We start from the raw sequence: 16043 nt of genomic DNA on the forward strand, positions 1-16043 counted from the left end.
CCCGCATGTCCTGGACTCGTCGGCGGGGAGGGACGGGGAGAGCCTGACTACGTGCGGAGCGGAGCGAGCGCCTCGCCCCAGGCGACGACCTGGGCGAGCATCGTGTTCAGGGTGGCCTCGTGGTGCTCACCGGGCTTGAAGGCGGTGAAGTGCTCGAAGTCGGTGAACACGGAGAGCGCGACCTGGGCCTGGACGTCCGCCACCTGGAGCTCGCCGAGGACGAGGCGCAGGTGCTCCACGGCGCGCACGCCGCCGTTGCTGCCGTAACTGACGAAGCCGGCGGCCTTGTTGTGCCACTCGGCGTGCAGGAAGTCGATGGCGTTCTTCAGGGCGCCGGTGGTGGAGTGGTTGTACTCGGGGGTGACGAAGACGAAGGCGTCGAAGCCCGCGACCTTCTCCGCCCAGGCCCGCGTGTGCGGCTGGCTGTACTGCCCCATGGCGGCCGGCATCATCTCGTCGAGGTGCGGCAGGTCGTAGTCCTTGAGGTCGACCAGCTCGAACTCGGCGTCGCCCCGCTTGGCGGCGAGTTCGTGGACCCAGCGCGCGACGGCTTCGCCGACGCGCCCGGGGCGGGTGGAACCGATGACGATGGCGACTTCGGTCATGGTCGTACCTTTCGAGGACATGCCTGACCCACGGTTGGCGGGAGGCGTGAAGGAGAAGAAGAGGGGGGTAGCAGCTCGGTGCGGTGGATCAGCCCGCGCTGGCGGCCGGTTCGTCGGTGGTGGCGGGCGCGGGCGGCGGCCCGGCGGGGGCGACGGGGGTGCGCAGCATCAGGAAGGCGACGACCGCGGAGACCACGACCACGCCCGCCGACAGGTAGAAGACGTAGTGGAAGCCGCCGTTGAGCGCTTCGAGCGGGGCCCGGCCGTCGGCCAGCAGGTCCGTTGTGCGGCCGGCGGCGAGCGCCGTCCAGACGGCGAGGCCCAGTGAGCCGCCGACCATGCCGGTGGTGCCGGCCAGCGCGGAGACCAGGCCCGCGTCCTGGGGCGTGGCCCCCGACATGGCCAGGGTCATCACCGCGGGCATCGACAGACCGGCGCCGCCGCCGAGCAGCACCATCATGGGCAGGACGTCGATCCAGTACTCGGCCTCGACGGGTGCGCGGCCCGCCAGCACCAGAGCGCCCGCGATCAGCAGCAGCCCGGCGAGCAGGACGTTGCGGGAGCCGAAGCGGAGGTTCAGCCTGGGCGAGAGCGCCAGGGAGACCACGGCGGTAGCCACCGACGAGGGCCTCGGCGACGGGCCGGCCGTCGCGGCCGTCTGGCAGACGATCCGGCGGCGCACCGCTCAGGTCGACGTCCGTTCACCGCCAGCACGGGTACGGCGGCCGGGCTGGGATGGACCCATGAACACGAACACGCACCCCAACCCACTCGCCCCCACCACCGCTCCCCTGGCCGGCCGTACCGCCCTCGTGACCGGTGGCAGCCGGGGCATCGGCGCGGCGACCGTCCTGCGGCTGGCCCGGGAGGGCGCGGACGTGGCCCTCACCTACGTGAACGGCAAGGACGCGGCCGAGGACGTCGTACGGGCCGTCGGGGCGCTGGGGCGCCGGGCGGTCGCCCTGCGGGCCGACTCCGCCGACGCGGGCGAGGCGGCGGGGGCGGTCGAGCGGGCCGCCACGGCGCTCGGCGGCGGCCTGGACGTGCTGGTCAACAACGTGGGCCTGGGCCTGCTCGGCCCGCTGGAGAGCCTCTCCCCCGCCGACGTCGACCGGCTGCTGGCGGTGAACGTCCGCGGCGTCTTCCTGGCCTCGCAGGCGGCCGCGGCCCGCATGACCGAGGGCGGGCGGATCATCACCGTCGGCACCTGTATGACCCAGCGGGTGCCGGGGCCCGGCGGGACGCTGTACGCGACGAGCAAGTCGGCGCTGATCGGGCTGACCAAGGCGCTGGCCCGGGAACTGGGCCCGCGCGGGATCACGGCGAACATCGTGCACCCGGGGCCGATCGACACCGACATGAACCCGGCGGACGGCCCCTACGCGGACGGACAGGCGGCCCTGACCGCGCTGGGCCGCTTCGGCACGGCCGACGAGGTGGCGTCGACGGTGGCGTACCTGGCGACCGCCACGTACGTCACGGGCGCGGAGTTCGCGGTCGACGGCGGCCACGCGGCGTAGCCGTCCCGCGCGTACGCGGGGCGCACCGGTGCTGTCCTGCCGGTGCGCCCCGCGGGTCGGTGTGCGGCGGGTCAGCCGCCCAGTTCCTGGTGGCGGGCGGCGAGGCGGGCCGCGCCGTCCTCGGTCAGGGAGCCGAACAGGCGCAGCCGGGAGATGCCGCCGTCGGGGAAGATGTCCACGCGCGCGTGGGTGCCGACGGCCGCCTCCGGCAGGACGAAGCGGTGGTTGGTGTCGGGCTGCATCCGGGTGCGCGGGAGCACCTCGCGCCACTCGCCCGCCTCGCCGTCCTTGACGGAGACGGAGGCCCAGCCGGCGCTGTTGCCCTTCAGGTACGCCGTGTCGATCTCGATCGCGCGGATCTGCGAGCGGTCCACCAGGCGGTACTGGATCCAGTCGTTGCCCTTGTCGCGGCGGCGGCGGGTCTCCCAGCCGTCGTCCATCTTGCGGGAGCGGCCCGGCTGGATGGTGTTGGTGGCCGGGGAGTAGAAGAGGTTGGAGGCGTCCTCGACCTGGCCGCCGTTCTCCAGGGCCACCACGTCGAAGGTACCGAGGGCGGCGAGCCAGGCGGGGTCCGCGACGACCTCGCCGTACACCCGCAGGCGGGCGATGCCGCCGTCGGGGTGCTGCTTGAGGCGCAGGTGGGTGAAGCGCTGCTCGGCCGAGACGGCGAAGCCGTTGGCCGCGTGGCCGCCGACCGGGGTGCGCGGGACGAGGGTCGTCCACTTCACGTCGTCCGCGAGCAGTTCCTCCGGGGAGGGGGAGCCCGCGACCGAGGCGCCCTCGACGGAGACGGCCTGCGGGTAGTTGCCGCGGAAGTGGGCGGTGTCGACGACGATGCCGCGGATCACGCCGGGGGCGCCGAGGCGGATCAGCGCCCAGTCGTGGTCCTCCTCGGTGGGCCAGGGCTGCTCGGCCGAGACGCCGCGGCGCCGGCGGGTCTCCCAGCCGTCCATGACCTTGCCCTTGTGCCCGAAGTGCTCGGGGTCGAACTCGGCGGGCTCGGGCACCAGCAGGTTCTCGCGCTGGGCGAAGAACTCGTCGTTGGCGGCGACGACACCCGCGCCGAGCTGCCGGTCGGCAAGGTTGGCGTACTGGGTGAAGGGGAGGTCGGCGGTGCGGTAGTCCGCGTACGGGTCGCCGCCTCCGTAGGGCTGGGCGTCGCCGGTGAAGCTGGCCAACGAGGTGTTCTGCTGGGCCGTCACGGTGATCAGGTGTTCCTTTCGGGGCTGTTCGGGGGGTACTGGGTTCAGGGAGTGTCCGGGCGCGTCAGGCCCGGTCGAGGAGCTGTCCCTTCGGGTCGGTGAACGCGCCGTCCGCCACGATGCGCTCGCCGCGCAGCCAGGTGGACTTCACGACGCCGTACAGGGTCTTGCCCGCGTACGCGGTGACGCGGTTGCGGTGCTGGAGGGCGGCCGGGTCGACGGTGAAGGTCTCGTCCGGGGCCAGCACGGCGAAGTCCGCGTCGTGGCCCGGGGCGATGGCGCCCTTGCGCGCGTCCAGCCCCACCAGGGCGGCCGTGCGCTCCGACATCCAGCGCACGACGTCCTCCAGGCCGAGGCCCCGCCCGCGCGCCGCGGTCCACATGGCCGGCAGGCTGAGCTGGAGTCCGGCGATGCCGCCCCAGGCGGTGGCGAAGTCGTCGGTCTTGAGGTCGGCGGTGGACGGGGAGTGGTCGGTGACGACGCAGTCGATCGTGCCGTCCGCCAGCGCCTGCCAGAGCAGGTCCTGGTTGGCGGCCTCGCGGATCGGCGGGCAGCACTTGAACTCGCTGGCGCCGTCCGGCACTTCCTCGGCGGTGAGCGTGAGGTAGTGCGGGCAGGTCTCGACCGTCACCCGCACGCCGTCGGCGCGGGCCTCGGCGATCAGCGGCAGGGCGTCGCTGGAGGACAGGTGCAGCACGTGCACCCGCGCGTTGAACCGCTTGGCCTGCGCGAGCAGGGTCGCGATCGCGGTGTCCTCGGCGTCGCGCGGGCGGCTGGCGAGGAAGTGGGTGTACTTGGGGCCGCCCTGCTGCGGGGCGGCGGCCAGGTGGTGCGGGTCCTCGGCGTGCACGATCAGCAGGCCGTCGAAGGCGGCGATCTCCGCCAGCGACCGGGCGAGCTGCTCCTGGTCGAGGTGCGGGAACTCGTCCACGCCGGACGGCGACAGGAAGGCCTTGAAGCCGAAGACCCCGGCCTCGTGCAGCGGGCGCAGGTCCTTGACGTTGTCCGGCAGGGCGCCGCCCCAGAAGCCGACGTCGATGTGGGCCTTGTCGGCGGCCACCTCGCGCTTGGTGCGCAGGTTGTCGACCGTGGTGGTCGGCGGAATGGAGTTGAGCGGCATGTCGACGAGGGTGGTGATGCCGCCGGCGGCCGCGGCACGGGTGGCGGTCCAGAAGCCCTCCCACTCGGTGCGCCCGGGGTCGTTCACGTGCACATGGGTGTCGACCAGGCCGGGCAGGACGACGTGGTCGCCCACGTCCTCGAGCCGGGCGCCCGCCGGGACGGGGGCGTCGTACGGCAGCACGGCCGTGATCTTCTCCCCGGTGACCGCGACGGACGCGGCGCGGGTCCCCTCGGGAGTGATGACGCGCGTCGAGCGCAGCACCAGTTCAGCTTCGGACACCCGGATCCCCTTCTCTGCCTGTACGTGTCTGCCTCTGCCGTCGAATTTCAACGTTCTGTTGAAGGAGTCTTCACTCCCACTCCGAGGCCGTCAAGAGGCACCCTTTGTGACGGCATGCCCAATGACCCCGCTCTGGACGTTTCCACAAAGCGGAATTAGAATTCCAGCAAGCAGAACGTAGCTACGTACAAGCCGGTAGTCAACCGGGTGCCGGGTACGCTTCTTTCCTCCCGCCAGCCCCGAAAGGAACGTGCCGTGCCGACGTCCAGCGCCAGCACCACCGACTCCGCCAGGTCCGCCACCGGTGGCGTCCAGTCCCTGGAGCGCGCCTTCGACCTGCTCGAACGGATGGCGGACGCGGGGGGCGAGGTCGGGCTGAGCGAGCTCTCCGCCAGCAGCGGGCTGCCGCTGCCGACCATCCACCGCCTGATGCGCACGCTCGTGGCCTGCGGATACGTACGCCAGCAGCCCAACCGCCGCTATGCGCTCGGCCCCCGCCTGATCCGCCTGGGCGAGTCCGCCTCCCGGCTGCTGGGCACCTGGGCCCGCCCGCACCTGGCCCGCCTGGTCGAGGAGACCGGCGAGACGGCGAACATGGCCCTGCTCGACGGGGACGAGATCGTGTACGTCGCCCAGGTGCCGTCCAAGCACTCCATGCGCATGTTCACCGAGGTCGGGCGGCGCGTCCTGCCGCACTCCACGGGTGTCGGCAAGGCGCTGCTCGCGAGCTTCCCGGCAGACGAGGTGCGGGCCCTGCTGGGCCGTACCGGCATGCCGGCCGCGACCGACAAGACCATCACCACGCCGGACGGCTTCATCGCGGCGCTCGAGGACGTGCGGCGCCAGGGCTACGCGATCGACGACAACGAGCAGGAGATCGGCGTCCGGTGCCTGGCCGTCCCGGTGCCGGACTCCCCCACCGCCGCGGCCATCTCGATCTCCGGCCCCGCGGGCCGCGTCACCGAGGCCGCGACCGACCGGATCGTACCCCTGCTCCAGCAGGTGGCGGCGGAGCTGTCCGAGGCCCTGCTCACCTCGAACGGCTCGAACGGCAACCCGGCCGCCTGAGGCGGCCCTCCCGTCACGGGGCTCAGCGGCGCGGCGGGTCCCCGAAGAGTTCCACGGCGCGACGGACCTCCGTCAGTCCCGGTGCGAGGGCGCTGACGGAGCCGATCGCGCCCGCTATCAGCAGCAGGGAGCGGCGCAGTCGCGGCACCTCGGGGACGCCGTGACCCACCATCGCCGCGAGGTCGGCCAGCTCGTCCTCCGCGATCTGGCGGTCCGGGAAGTCGGCGGGCAGCAGCGCGAGCCGGCGGCGCAACCGCGACACCGCGGTCCGCAACGCCACCACCCTCACGTCCTCGTCGCCGACGGTCACGTGCCTCTGCCCCAAGCTCCGCAACACAGCCCTCCCCCTAGCACTCCGTTGTGCGCGGGTCAGTAAACGCCACCGCGCACCGCACGCGCCACCGCGCGGACCGAAATTCAGCCTCCGGAAAGTCTCCGGAAATCCCCTGCACGCGGGAGCGTTTGGCGGTCGGTCAGGTATGCAGGAGCCATGACCGACAACGAGACCCCGGCAGAAGACCAGGTGGGCGACCGGGTGGCGGGGCTGCTGCTGGCCGCCGGAGGCGGCAGGCGGCTCGGCGGCCGCCCCAAGGCACTGCTCGAACATCGCGGACACCCACTCGTCGAACACGCGGTCGAAGTGCTCCGCACGGCCGGCTGCGCCCGCGTGCACGTCGTTCTGGGGGCGCGCGCCGCGGACGTGCGCGCGCGGGCCGCGCTCGACGGCTGCACCCTCGTGGACAACCCCGACTGGGAGCAGGGCATGGGGTCGTCGCTGCGCGCCGGGCTCGGCTCACTGGCGGCGACCGGGGCGCGGGCCGCGCTGGTCTGCCTGGTGGACCAGCCCGGCATCGGGGCGGCGGCGACGGCCCGGGTGCGCGCCCGGTTCCGGGACGAGACGTCGTTGGCCTCGGCGGCGTACGCGGGCGTGCGCGGGCATCCCGTACTGCTCGGCGCCGCGCACTGGGCGGGCGTCGCGGCGACCGCCTCCGGGGACCGGGGTGCCCGCGCCTATCTGAGGGAACACGAGGCGGAGATCGCCCTCGTCGAGTGCGGGGACGTGGCACGGCCGTACGACATCGACACCGAGGCGGACCTGGTCCACCTTGAGTGAGCGAGGTGGCACCGAGCGCCACCTTGCCTCGACCCGGAGAATCTCGACATCAACAAACCATTGAAGTTCCACGATGAGGAAACTACTATCCACTGACCAGAAGCACTCCGCTGCACGGCGAGTGCGTAATGCCCCATACGCACCCTCTGGCACCCGGTGCCACCGCTGAAGGAAGTGACAGCTCATGTCCGCACCAGCGCCGTCCACGCTGGCCATCGTCGACGCCGAGCCCCTGCCCCGGCAGGAGGAGGTCCTCACCGATGCGGCGCTCGCCTTCGTGGCCGAGCTGCACCGGCGGTTCACGCCCCGGCGTGACGAGCTCCTCGCCCGCCGAGCGGAGCGCCGCGCCGAGATCGCCCGCACCTCCACGCTCGACTTCCTCCCGGAGACCGCCGCGATCCGCGCGGACGACTCCTGGAAGGTGGCCCCCGCCCCGGCCGCGCTGAACGACCGCCGGGTCGAGATCACCGGCCCCACCGACCGCAAGATGACCATCAACGCGCTCAACTCGGGCGCGAAGGTGTGGCTCGCGGACTTCGAGGACGCCTCCGCGCCGACCTGGGAGAACGTGGTCCTCGGCCAGCTCAACCTGGCCTCCGCCTACACCCGCAGCATCGACTTCACCGACGAGCGCACCGGCAAGTCCTACGCCCTGCGCCCGGACGCCGAACTGGCGACGGTCGTCATGCGCCCGCGCGGCTGGCACCTCGACGAGCGCCACCTCCAGGTCGACGGCCGCCCGGTCCCCGGCGCCCTGGTCGACTTCGGCCTGTACTTCTTCCACAACGCGCAGCGTCTGCTGGACCTCGGCAAGGGCCCGTACTTCTACCTTCCGAAGACGGAGTCGCACCTGGAGGCCCGCCTCTGGAACGAGGTGTTCGTCTTCGCGCAGGACTACGTCGGCATCCCGCAGGGCACCGTCCGCGCCACCGTCCTGATCGAGACGATCACGGCCGCGTACGAGATGGAGGAGATCCTCTACGAGCTGCGCGACCACGCCTCCGGGCTGAACGCGGGGCGCTGGGACTACCTGTTCTCCATCGTCAAGAACTTCCGTGACGGCGGCGCGAAGTTCGTCCTGCCGGACCGCAACGCGGTGACGATGACCGCCCCGTTCATGCGGGCGTACACCGAACTTCTCGTCCGCACCTGCCACAAGCGGGGCGCGCACGCGATCGGCGGCATGGCGGCGTTCATCCCGTCCCGCCGGGACGCCGAGGTCAACAAGGTCGCCTTCGAGAAGGTCCGCGCCGACAAGGACCGCGAGGCCGGTGACGGCTTCGACGGCTCCTGGGTCGCCCACCCGGACCTGGTCCCGATCGCCATGGAGTCCTTCGACAAGGTGCTCGGCGACAAGCCCAACCAGAAGGACCGGCTGCGCGAGGACGTCGACGTCAAGGCGGCCGACCTGATCGCCGTCGACTCCCTGGAGGCCAAGCCGACGTACGCCGGTCTGGTCAACGCCGTCCAGGTCGGCATCCGTTACATCGAGGCGTGGCTGCGCGGCCTCGGCGCGGTCGCCATCTTCAACCTGATGGAGGACGCGGCCACCGCCGAGATCTCCCGCTCGCAGATCTGGCAGTGGATCAACGCGGAGGTCGTCCTGGACAACGGCGAGCAGGTCACCGCCGACCTGGCCCGCAAGGTCGCCGCCGAGGAGCTGGCGGGCATCCGCGCCGAGATCGGCGACGAGGCCTTCGCGGCCGGCAACTGGCAGCAGGCCCACGACCTGCTGCTCACGGTGTCGCTCGACGAGGACTACGCCGACTTCCTGACGCTGCCGGCGTACGAGCAGCTCAAGGGCTGACGCCGCACACGCTCCCTGGTCCGCGCCCCCGGTGCCGCAGCACGGCACCGGGGGCGCGGGCGTGTGTCAGCCGAGGTGGACCGACCAGTCCTGCTCGGCGGGCGGCTTGCCGTGCAGGTCGGGGACGCGCTTCAGCCAGTCGGGCCGCCCCCGCTGGGTGCGCGCCGCGCGGGCGGCGTTCTCGGCGGCGAGTTCCTCGCGGCTCGGGAATCCGGTGGGCAGCCACTGCCGGGAGGCCTGTACGCGCGCGTGCAGGTAGTCCACGTAGGCGGCGCGCACCTTCTCCGGCGTGTCGAGGTCACCTTCGCAGGTCAGCCAGGACTCGGGCACCCGCCCCACCACCTCGCGCAGCAGCTCCCGCGTCACCTTCGGCGCCAGCTCGGCGTCGGCGGCCGGGAGGTCGGGCGCGTAGTGGCCGAGGGCGTGGTGCCGGAAGTCGTACGCCTTCTCGGGCGGGGAGGCGCCCCAGCGGTGGTGGAAGACGAGGGCCGCGCCGTGGTCGATCAGCCACAGGCGCGGGGGCACGGTGCCGCGGGTGGGCCAGACCATCAGGTTGGAGCTGTGCACCGTCCGGTCGACGTTCACGGTGAGGGCGTCCAGCCAGACGACCCGCCCGGCCTCCCGCGCGTCCACCGGAAACACCTCGGCCAGCTCGGGCGTGAAGTCGGCGCCGCCCGACAGGTAGTCCATGCCGAGGTTGAGCCCCGCGCTGGCGTGCAGCAGCTCCCGCACCTCCTGGTGCGGCTCGGCCTCCGCGATCGCCGGGTCGAAGTGCGCGAGCACCAGCTCCGGCACCCGCAGCCCCAGCTCCCGCGCCAGCTCCCCGACGACCACCTCGGCGACCAGCGCCTTGCGGCCCTGCGCGGAGCCGGTGAACTTCAGGACGTAGGTGCCGAGATCGTCGGCCTCGACCACGGCGGGCACGGAGCCGCCGGAGTGCAGGGGCTCGATGTAGCGGGTGGCGGTGACTTCGGTGAGCATGGGACGAGCATATGGACGCGCGCGCCCGGGCGCGGAACGCGCACGCGCCGTCCCGGGCCCACTCGCTCCCCCGCCGCCGGCGTCTGTCCTGGGTCGTCAGGTCCGGGTCGGTGGCGCACTCATCGCTGCCGTCAGGAACGTGATCGCCCATCGCTGGGCCGCCTCGTCCGCTGCCGGGGACGCGCAGCCCGGGGAGGGCTGCTGGTGGACCTCGAGGCGGTCGACGGCCGTCACGGCGAGGATCCCCCGCATCCGGAACCGCAGCTCCCCCGGGGAAAGGCCGGGCAGGACGCGCGCGAAGGCCGCGAGGTAGCGCTCGCGGACCGTGTCCTCGCCCGGGCCGGTCGAGCGGCTGACCGAACAGCTCCGCGGACGGCAGCCGCAGACCTCATGACCGTTTCGGTAACGATGACGTGCCCGGCCGATCATGCACGGAGCCAGATGACGGGGCTTCGGCGGTCGCGATCCGGAGGAAGCCGTAGCCGCGCTTGCCGGAGCGAGCGGCTACTGCTCTGGCGGGCTCGAGCCAGTCGGTCGCCCGGTCGTCTGCACACCTCCATCAGGCGGGCGAGGAGACTCTGCCGTCGCAACCTCACATTCTTCCGGCCTGCGTCGTCATGTTGCTGAGGGCAGCGACTGGTGCCCCGGAACGGAGTACGGAAAATGAAGGTTTTCATCGCTGGTGGGCGCGGCCGCGTGGGGTCCCTCCTTGCTGACAACCTGGAGGCCAAGGGCATCGAGGTGGTCTCGGGAGGGCTTGAGGACGGGATCGACGTCATCTCGGGCAAGGGGCTGACCGAGGCTCTCGCCGGAGTCGACACCATCGTCAATGTCCTCAACACCCCCCGCTTTGATGCGGAGGGGGCAATCTCGTTCTTCGAGGGAGCGATCAACAACCTGACTGCGGAGGGAGAGCGGGCAGGCGTGCGTCATCACATCGTGCTCTCCATCGTCGGCGTTGGGCAAGGGGACGCGTCTGAGGTCGGGTACTACCTCGGCAAGGTGGCGCAGGAAAAGGCCGTGCGATCCGCTTCGATCCCCGCCACCATCATTCGGGCCACCCAGTTCCAGAGCTACATTCCTGTCCTCATCGACCAGCACACCGTGGACGGCAAGGTTATTGCTCCAAGGTCATTCGTCCAGCCCGTCGAGCTGGACGAAGTCATCGAGCTGCTCGCCGAGGCCGCCACGACGCTGGAACCGGGAAGCGAGGTCGAGATCGCCGGACCCGACCGCTTTTACCACGACGACCTCTTCCGTGCCACTCTGGCTGACCGCGGAGACGATCGTGAGGTGGTGACCGTGGACGCGGAAGGGGCACCCGACGTCATGGTTCCGCGCGGCGCGTACCGGACAGGCACTGTGCGGTACCCGATTACAGGGATCCCCACCGCCTGAATGCGATAGTGAATGGAGGAGGGACGCCTGAGCGCCAGGCAATGGGCTGGGCGCGCTGCACTCCAATGGGAAAGGGTGCCCCCATGCCGGAAGACACTCCTGCGGAATCCGCCGAGTTCGGAGGAGCCGAGGGTGATGAATCAACAGCTCTCGATTCAGTCATGGCAGAGCGACATCGCCTGCTGTCGCTGGCCTTTCGCATGATGGGCACCCTGGCCGATGCCGAGGATGTCGTACAAGAGACATATGTCAGGTGGTACCGCCTTGAGCCCGAGGAACGCGACAGCATTGCCGTGCCCGCAGCATGGCTGATGCGAGTCGCCAGCCGCATCTCACTCGACTTGCTGGGTTCCGCGCGGGCACGACGGGAGATGTACGTCGGGCAATGGCTACCGGAGCCCGTTCCGGCCGACCTTTTTGCCGACACAGCGAAGGTGCCACTGAACTCCGGTAGTTCTGCTGCTGATCCACTCGATCGCGTCACCCTCGATGATGCCGTCAGCATGGCACTGCTGACGGTTCTCGAGGCCATGACCCCAGCGGAGCGAGTGACGTTCGTGCTGCATGACGTGTTCGGCGTCCCGTTCGGCGAGATCGCTGGCGTCGTAGGTCGTTCAGCGGCAGCAACAAGACAATTGGCGACGTCCGCACGCCGCCACGTTCGACGAGGAAGACGCGCACGGGTTTCTCCCCACCAGCACGATGAGGTCGTTCGGGCTTTCCGTGACGCAACTGTCGGAGGGGACATCGAGGACCTGCTCCGCGTGTTGGCTCCAGACGTCGAACTACGAGTAGACGGCGGTGGCTTCGTCAATGCCGCACCTCAGGTCATCCACGGGTCGAATCACGTAGCCCGGTGGTTCCAGGGAGTCATGCGCAAACAGCCCGGCCTCCGCCTTGAACGACGCGAAACAGCTGACGGTCTCGGATACATTCTTCGAGACGAAGAGCGCCGATACGGAATGGTCACATTTGACGTCAGTGGTGAATGCGTCACGAACGTGTGGCTCATGCTGAATCCAATGAAGCTGACGAACTGGCCACTCGACTGCTGATCGTCTCAGACTGACGACCTACCCAAGCCAGGCAGGCCGGTGCTGGAGAAGATCCGCGTTGCGAAGTCCGGCCGGGGCAGGCCGCGCACGCAGCCAAACGGTGTCACGGCGGACGTCCACCCGGCTTCGACGAAGAGCGGTACAAGAAACGCAACCGCTGCGGCCTTTACCCATCCGGCTCCGCACATGGTCGCCAAAGCAGCTCCCAGCCGAGCGGGGACGCGTTCACGCCGTCCGGCAGCGGTCGCGGAGGAGTTCCACACCGTCCCCTTCGAGGTCGTCGCAGTACGACTCGCGTCCGGTCATGGCCATCACCAGGGCCATGGTGGGGCCGGACACGACAGGCCCGGAGCCGGTCGTGAAGGGCCCGTCGTCCGCGGCCAGTCTCAGCCCCCCGACGCGCTTCTTGGCGACGACCACGAGGTCCGAGCCCCGGTAATACTCGGCCACGCGCGTGACGACGTCGACCGGGTAGTCGTGGCGGATGCCCAGCGGACGCCGGATGTCCTCACCGTGCACCAGCGTCTCGCCCAGCATGGCGATGGCGGGCAGGGGCGGCTTGGTGGTGCTCGGCACGACGCGCCGGAACCGGGCGAGCGTCTCGGCCGGATCCGCGCCCAGCTGCTCGGCCAGCCGCACGGCCACCTGCTTGTCGAAGTCGAACCGGCAGCGGATCACGCCCGCGAACCAGCGCACGGTGTTGAGGCTCGCGCCCGCCGTGAGATGCGCCAGCACCTCGCGCACCGTCAGGCCGGCGCACAGCGACGGCGTCGCCCACTGCTCGCCGGTCAGCTCCGCGAGATCGGCGGCCAGCGCCGCCCGCTCCGTACGGATCAAGGGCCAGACGCCCGTCCCTTGGCCACGTTCCGCGGTCAGCTCCGGATCAGTCATGCGGGAAGGTCTCCTGTCGTCATCTCACGGACCGGGGTCGTGAAGGAGACTCTCATTCCCGCGCGAAGTCATCGGCCGTGCGGGATCTCTGGTCGCGGGGCAGCAGATCCAGTTCCGCGCGGACCGTCTTGCCGACGGGTACGCGGTCCAGCACGCCCCACCGGTCCGCCAGCGCCTCCACGAGCAGCAGCCCCCGCCCGTGCTCGGCCTCCGGGGCCGCCGTGACCATCGTGACCGTCGGGCGGCGCTCACCCCGGCTGTCGGAGACGTCGATCCGCAGCGTGTACGCGTCCAGCCGCAGCAGCACCTCGATGTCCCGCCCCGGCACCCGCCCGTGCGTCACGGCGTTCGCCGCCAGCTCCGCGACGAGCAGCGCCGCCGTGTCGGACAGAGCCGAGCCGTACGGGACGCCCCACGCGTCCAGTCGGTGCACGACGAGATGCCGGGCCAGGCGGGCGCCGCGCGGGGTGGAGCTGAACCGCTGGACGAACACACGCGCGGTGACCGGGAGTCGGGGAGTGGAGGCTGGTCTCATGCCACCCATCCCACCTGGGATGACGCCGTCCCACCAGATCCGCGACCGGTACGCACGGTGAGCGTACGGGTGCGGACGGTGGACAGTAGGAGTAACCGTCCGTGACCATGGGCCCGTTGAGTGGGCGTGACGGGTGGGAGGTGTCCCGGATGACGGACGGTACGGGCGGCGCGGGTGAACCGGAGGCGTCGGACAGCCTCAAGGCGTTCGGCGAGGTCGTCAAGGCCTTCCGCAAACGGGCGGGACTGACCCAGGAGGAGTTCGCGCCACAAGTGCGGTACTCGGTGCCGACGGTGGCCTCCATCGAGCAGGGGCGACGGTTCCCTCCGGTGGACTTCGTGGAGCGCGCGGAGGCAGCCCTCGACGCGTTCGGCGCGCTGCGAGGTGCGGCACGGCACCTGTCGCGGCAACCAGGGCTGGCCAGCTGGTTCCGGCAGTGGACGCGGTTCGAGGCGGAGGCGGTGAGTCTGTATACCTATGAATGCCGGGTGGTGCCGGGGTTGTTGCAGACGGAGGGGTACGCGCGGGCGGTGTCGTTCAGCGTGCCGCCGCTGCCCGCCGAGCAGGAGATGAACGACCGGATCACGGCGCGCATGGCCCGGCACGAACTCCTCGCGACGAGCCGGACCCCTCCGACGGCGTTCAGCTTCATTGTGGAGCAGGCGGTCCTGGAGCGCGGCACCGGTGGCGAGGAGGTGACGCGCGAGCTGTACGACCACCTGCTGGGCGTGATCGAGCGCCACTGGAACGTGGAGCTGCAACTGATGCCGCTGCGGCAGCCGGTGCATGCAGGGCTGGACGGCCCGATGCGGTTGGCGGAGACGCCGGACAACCAGTGGTTCGGTTACTCAGAGGGACAGGAGAACGGGCGGTTGATCACTGATCGCAAGGAGATCAGCCGACTTCACCAGCGCTATGCCAAGATGCGTTCACAGGCCCTGACCCCCGAGGACTCCGTGGGCCTGTTGAGGCGAATGCGAGGAGCGCTATGAACACGTCCGACCTGGCCTGGTTCAAGAGCAGTTACAGCGGCTCCCAAGGCGACGACTGCGTCGAAGTGGCGATGACGTGGCACAAGTCCAGCTACAGCAGCGGGAGTGACGGCGACTGCGTCGAGGTGGCCTCCTGCCCTGACACCGTGCACGTCCGTGATTCCAAGGTCCGGGACGGGGACCAGCTCACCGTCTCCCCCACGGCGTGGACCCGCTTCCTCACGTACACGACCGACCGCTGACCGGCCGCCCACTGGAAACGCCCCGCCCCGGAACCCCAGGGTGGGGCGTCGCCGTCGGTCGGGTCAGTGGTCCGCCGCGCTGCCCCGGACGACGCAGGACCGGCTGTTCTCCCAGCCCCACCCGTCACCGTCCGGGTCGGACGCACCGCCGTTCACGCAGTACGGGTAACCGTTGGGCGCGGTGCCGCCCGTGCTGCCGCCGCCACCGCCGTACACGGTGGCCGTCCTGGACGTCGCGGCGATGCCGTTGCTGCCGTAGAAGATGCGGTTGCCCCAGCTCGTCAGCGAGTTCGGGTCGAAGCCGTTGACCATGTCGAGGTACTCGACGCCGCCGCCGTTGCCGCTCCAGGACCAGCCGAGGTAGCCGACGCCGAGGGACTGGGCCGTCGCCATGATGGCGTCCTCGTCGGGGTTGCCGTCACTGTGCTGGTCGCCGAACTCACCGACGACGATGGGCAGTCCGCTGCCGACGAAGGCGTTCAGGTAGTCCCGCACCTCGGCGGCGGTGTCGTAGACCCCGTACATGTGGACGGAGAAGACGGTGTTGCGGTCGGGGTCGGAGGCGAAGACCGAGGCCGCGTTGGACCGCATCGTGCCGGACCAGTCCTGGCCCCAGTTGGGCGCGTCGACCATCAGGGCGTGGTCGAGGCCGGCGCCGCGGAGCTTGCCGATGGCCGACTTGGTCGCGTCGGTCCACGCGGTGTAGTTGGTGTTGCCGAAGGGTTCGTTGCCGATGTTGACGACGACGTAGTCCTCCTGGCCCTCCAGCGCGCTCTTCACACTGACCCAGTAGTCGGCCGCCTGGTCCAGGCTGGTCGCGGCGCCGTCCTCGCCGTAGCCGGTGGTGTCGTGCACCTCAAGGACGCAGATGACCTTGTTGGCCTTGCACTGGCCGATGAGCGCCGAGACCTCGGACGCGCTCGTCTTCGTCCAGCGGCCGCCACTGCTGAGCACGACGCGGACGGTGTTGGCTCCCTTGGCCGCGATGTCGGCGATGGAGCCGGTGCGGTCGGGATACCAGGTGTAGGCGTGGTTGACCCCGCGCATGACGAACACGCTGCCGTTGCCCTCGACGACACGTCCGTTGCTGACGTGGATGCCACCGGCCGCGGCCTCCGCCCTTCCGGCGGAAGGACCGGCGAGTGCGAACAGCAGGCCCAGAACGGCGGCGAACGCCATCCCCGCGGTCGTGATCAGCGTGCTTCTTGGCTTACGCATGTGTCTCCTTCGA

General features: G+C 70.7%; 18 protein-coding genes. 8 read left to right on the forward strand and 10 right to left on the reverse strand.

The annotated features are described in order from the left end of the window. Positions 1 to 47: 47 nt before the first annotated feature. Positions 48 to 605, reverse strand: a complete 558-nt coding sequence (locus tag R2E43_RS07085) for an NADPH-dependent FMN reductase (protein ID WP_003972676.1) — start codon at positions 603 to 605, stop codon at positions 48 to 50. 88 nt (positions 606 to 693) lie between these two features. Next, positions 694 to 1224, reverse strand: a complete 531-nt coding sequence (locus R2E43_RS07090; RefSeq protein ID WP_240804637.1) for an MFS transporter — start codon at positions 1222 to 1224, stop codon at positions 694 to 696. Between the two features lie 124 nt (positions 1225 to 1348). On the opposite strand from R2E43_RS07090, the gene R2E43_RS07095 reads away from it, so the two are divergent. Then, complete coding sequence (locus R2E43_RS07095) at positions 1349 to 2125, forward strand: SDR family oxidoreductase (protein ID WP_332056029.1); 777 nt, start codon at positions 1349 to 1351, stop codon at positions 2123 to 2125. Between the two features lie 71 nt (positions 2126 to 2196). On the opposite strand, the gene alc is transcribed toward R2E43_RS07095, so the two are convergent. After that, a complete protein-coding gene (gene alc, locus R2E43_RS07100) occupies positions 2197 to 3327 on the reverse strand; it encodes an allantoicase (RefSeq protein WP_011030765.1) in 1131 nt (376 codons plus the stop codon). A gap of 64 nt (positions 3328 to 3391) precedes the next feature. Continuing rightward, positions 3392 to 4729 (reverse strand): allantoinase AllB, encoded by a 1338-nt coding sequence (allB, locus tag R2E43_RS07105; RefSeq protein ID WP_003972680.1) that lies wholly within the window; start codon positions 4727 to 4729, stop codon positions 3392 to 3394. Positions 4730 to 4984: 255 nt separating this feature from the next. Here allB and allR point away from each other — a divergent pair, with 255 nt between their 5' ends. Further along, the gene (gene allR, locus R2E43_RS07110) at positions 4985 to 5797 is read left to right on the forward strand and encodes an allantoin degradation transcriptional regulator AllR (protein WP_003972681.1); all 813 of its coding nucleotides are present in this window, start codon (positions 4985 to 4987) and stop codon (positions 5795 to 5797) included. A gap of 22 nt (positions 5798 to 5819) precedes the next feature. On the opposite strand, the gene R2E43_RS07115 is transcribed toward allR, so the two are convergent. Next, the gene (locus R2E43_RS07115; RefSeq protein WP_003972682.1) at positions 5820 to 6134 is read right to left on the reverse strand and encodes a DUF5955 family protein; all 315 of its coding nucleotides are present in this window, start codon (positions 6132 to 6134) and stop codon (positions 5820 to 5822) included. Between the two features lie 153 nt (positions 6135 to 6287). Between R2E43_RS07115 and R2E43_RS07120 the strand changes: the two genes are divergently transcribed. Next, positions 6288 to 6911 (forward strand): nucleotidyltransferase family protein, encoded by a 624-nt coding sequence (locus tag R2E43_RS07120; RefSeq protein ID WP_011030764.1) that lies wholly within the window; start codon positions 6288 to 6290, stop codon positions 6909 to 6911. A 184-nt stretch (positions 6912 to 7095) separates the two neighbouring features. Beyond that, entirely contained in the window at positions 7096 to 8718 is a 1623-nt protein-coding gene (gene aceB / locus R2E43_RS07125; protein ID WP_093457286.1) for a malate synthase A, read from the forward strand. A 66-nt stretch (positions 8719 to 8784) separates the two neighbouring features. On the opposite strand, the gene R2E43_RS07130 is transcribed toward aceB, so the two are convergent. Continuing rightward, on the reverse strand, positions 8785 to 9699 hold the full coding sequence (locus R2E43_RS07130; protein WP_003972685.1) for a HipA family kinase: 915 nt from the start codon (positions 9697 to 9699) through the stop codon (positions 8785 to 8787). Positions 9700 to 9795: 96 nt separating this feature from the next. After that, positions 9796 to 10128, reverse strand: coding sequence for a hypothetical protein (locus R2E43_RS07135; RefSeq protein ID WP_332056030.1), 333 nt, complete (start codon positions 10126 to 10128; stop codon positions 9796 to 9798). Positions 10129 to 10362: 234 nt separating this feature from the next. On the opposite strand from R2E43_RS07135, the gene R2E43_RS07140 reads away from it, so the two are divergent. After that, on the forward strand, positions 10363 to 11097 hold the full coding sequence (locus tag R2E43_RS07140) for an SDR family oxidoreductase (RefSeq protein ID WP_030865358.1): 735 nt from the start codon (positions 10363 to 10365) through the stop codon (positions 11095 to 11097). An 83-nt stretch (positions 11098 to 11180) separates the two neighbouring features. Continuing rightward, on the forward strand, positions 11181 to 12152 hold the full coding sequence (gene sigJ / locus R2E43_RS07145; protein WP_332056031.1) for an RNA polymerase sigma factor SigJ: 972 nt from the start codon (positions 11181 to 11183) through the stop codon (positions 12150 to 12152). Positions 12153 to 12377: 225 nt separating this feature from the next. Here sigJ and R2E43_RS07150 read toward each other — a convergent pair whose 3' ends face one another. Then, positions 12378 to 13043 carry a maleylpyruvate isomerase family mycothiol-dependent enzyme gene (locus tag R2E43_RS07150; protein ID WP_332056032.1) on the reverse strand — a complete coding sequence of 222 codons (666 nt, stop codon included), beginning with the start codon at positions 13041 to 13043 and terminating at the stop codon, positions 12378 to 12380. Positions 13044 to 13095: 52 nt separating this feature from the next. Continuing rightward, entirely contained in the window at positions 13096 to 13578 is a 483-nt protein-coding gene (locus R2E43_RS07155; RefSeq protein WP_136208362.1) for an ATP-binding protein, read from the reverse strand. A 149-nt stretch (positions 13579 to 13727) separates the two neighbouring features. Between R2E43_RS07155 and R2E43_RS07160 the strand changes: the two genes are divergently transcribed. Both R2E43_RS07160 and R2E43_RS07165 read left to right on the forward strand, forming a co-directional pair. Then, complete coding sequence (locus R2E43_RS07160; RefSeq protein ID WP_332056033.1) at positions 13728 to 14570, forward strand: helix-turn-helix domain-containing protein; 843 nt, start codon at positions 13728 to 13730, stop codon at positions 14568 to 14570. Further along, a complete protein-coding gene (locus R2E43_RS07165) occupies positions 14567 to 14812 on the forward strand; it encodes a DUF397 domain-containing protein (protein ID WP_059300404.1) in 246 nt (81 codons plus the stop codon). Before R2E43_RS07160 ends, R2E43_RS07165 begins: the two co-directional genes overlap by 4 nt. A gap of 63 nt (positions 14813 to 14875) precedes the next feature. Here R2E43_RS07165 and R2E43_RS07170 read toward each other — a convergent pair whose 3' ends face one another. After that, entirely contained in the window at positions 14876 to 16030 is a 1155-nt protein-coding gene (locus tag R2E43_RS07170) for a cellulase family glycosylhydrolase (protein WP_030865343.1), read from the reverse strand. Positions 16031 to 16043 lie beyond the last annotated feature (13 nt).

This window comes from Streptomyces violaceoruber, from assembly GCF_033406955.1.
In the GTDB taxonomy this organism is placed as follows: Bacteria; Actinomycetota; Actinomycetes; order Streptomycetales; family Streptomycetaceae; genus Streptomyces; species Streptomyces violaceoruber.

Bases quoted from the DNA above. Each gene is read 5' to 3' on its own strand.
- R2E43_RS07150 (WP_332056032.1), bottom strand. From the start codon at position 13,043: ATGACTGATCCGGAGCTGACCGCGGAACGTGGCCAAGGGACGGGCGTC.
- R2E43_RS07120 (WP_011030764.1), top strand. From the start codon at position 6,288: ATGACCGACAACGAGACCCCGGCAGAAGACCAGGTGGGCGACCGGGTG.
- R2E43_RS07140 (WP_030865358.1), top strand. From the start codon at position 10,363: ATGAAGGTTTTCATCGCTGGTGGGCGCGGCCGCGTGGGGTCCCTCCTT.
- aceB (WP_093457286.1), top strand. From the start codon at position 7,096: ATGTCCGCACCAGCGCCGTCCACGCTGGCCATCGTCGACGCCGAGCCC.
- R2E43_RS07135 (WP_332056030.1), bottom strand. From the start codon at position 10,128: ATGATCGGCCGGGCACGTCATCGTTACCGAAACGGTCATGAGGTCTGC.
- R2E43_RS07085 (WP_003972676.1), bottom strand. From the start codon at position 605: ATGACCGAAGTCGCCATCGTCATCGGTTCCACCCGCCCCGGGCGCGTC.
- R2E43_RS07170 (WP_030865343.1), bottom strand. From the start codon at position 16,030: ATGCGTAAGCCAAGAAGCACGCTGATCACGACCGCGGGGATGGCGTTC.
- R2E43_RS07160 (WP_332056033.1), top strand. From the start codon at position 13,728: ATGACGGACGGTACGGGCGGCGCGGGTGAACCGGAGGCGTCGGACAGC.
- R2E43_RS07130 (WP_003972685.1), bottom strand. From the start codon at position 9,699: ATGCTCACCGAAGTCACCGCCACCCGCTACATCGAGCCCCTGCACTCC.
- sigJ (WP_332056031.1), top strand. From the start codon at position 11,181: ATGCCGGAAGACACTCCTGCGGAATCCGCCGAGTTCGGAGGAGCCGAG.
- R2E43_RS07165 (WP_059300404.1), top strand. From the start codon at position 14,567: ATGAACACGTCCGACCTGGCCTGGTTCAAGAGCAGTTACAGCGGCTCC.
- R2E43_RS07155 (WP_136208362.1), bottom strand. From the start codon at position 13,578: ATGAGACCAGCCTCCACTCCCCGACTCCCGGTCACCGCGCGTGTGTTC.
- R2E43_RS07095 (WP_332056029.1), top strand. From the start codon at position 1,349: ATGAACACGAACACGCACCCCAACCCACTCGCCCCCACCACCGCTCCC.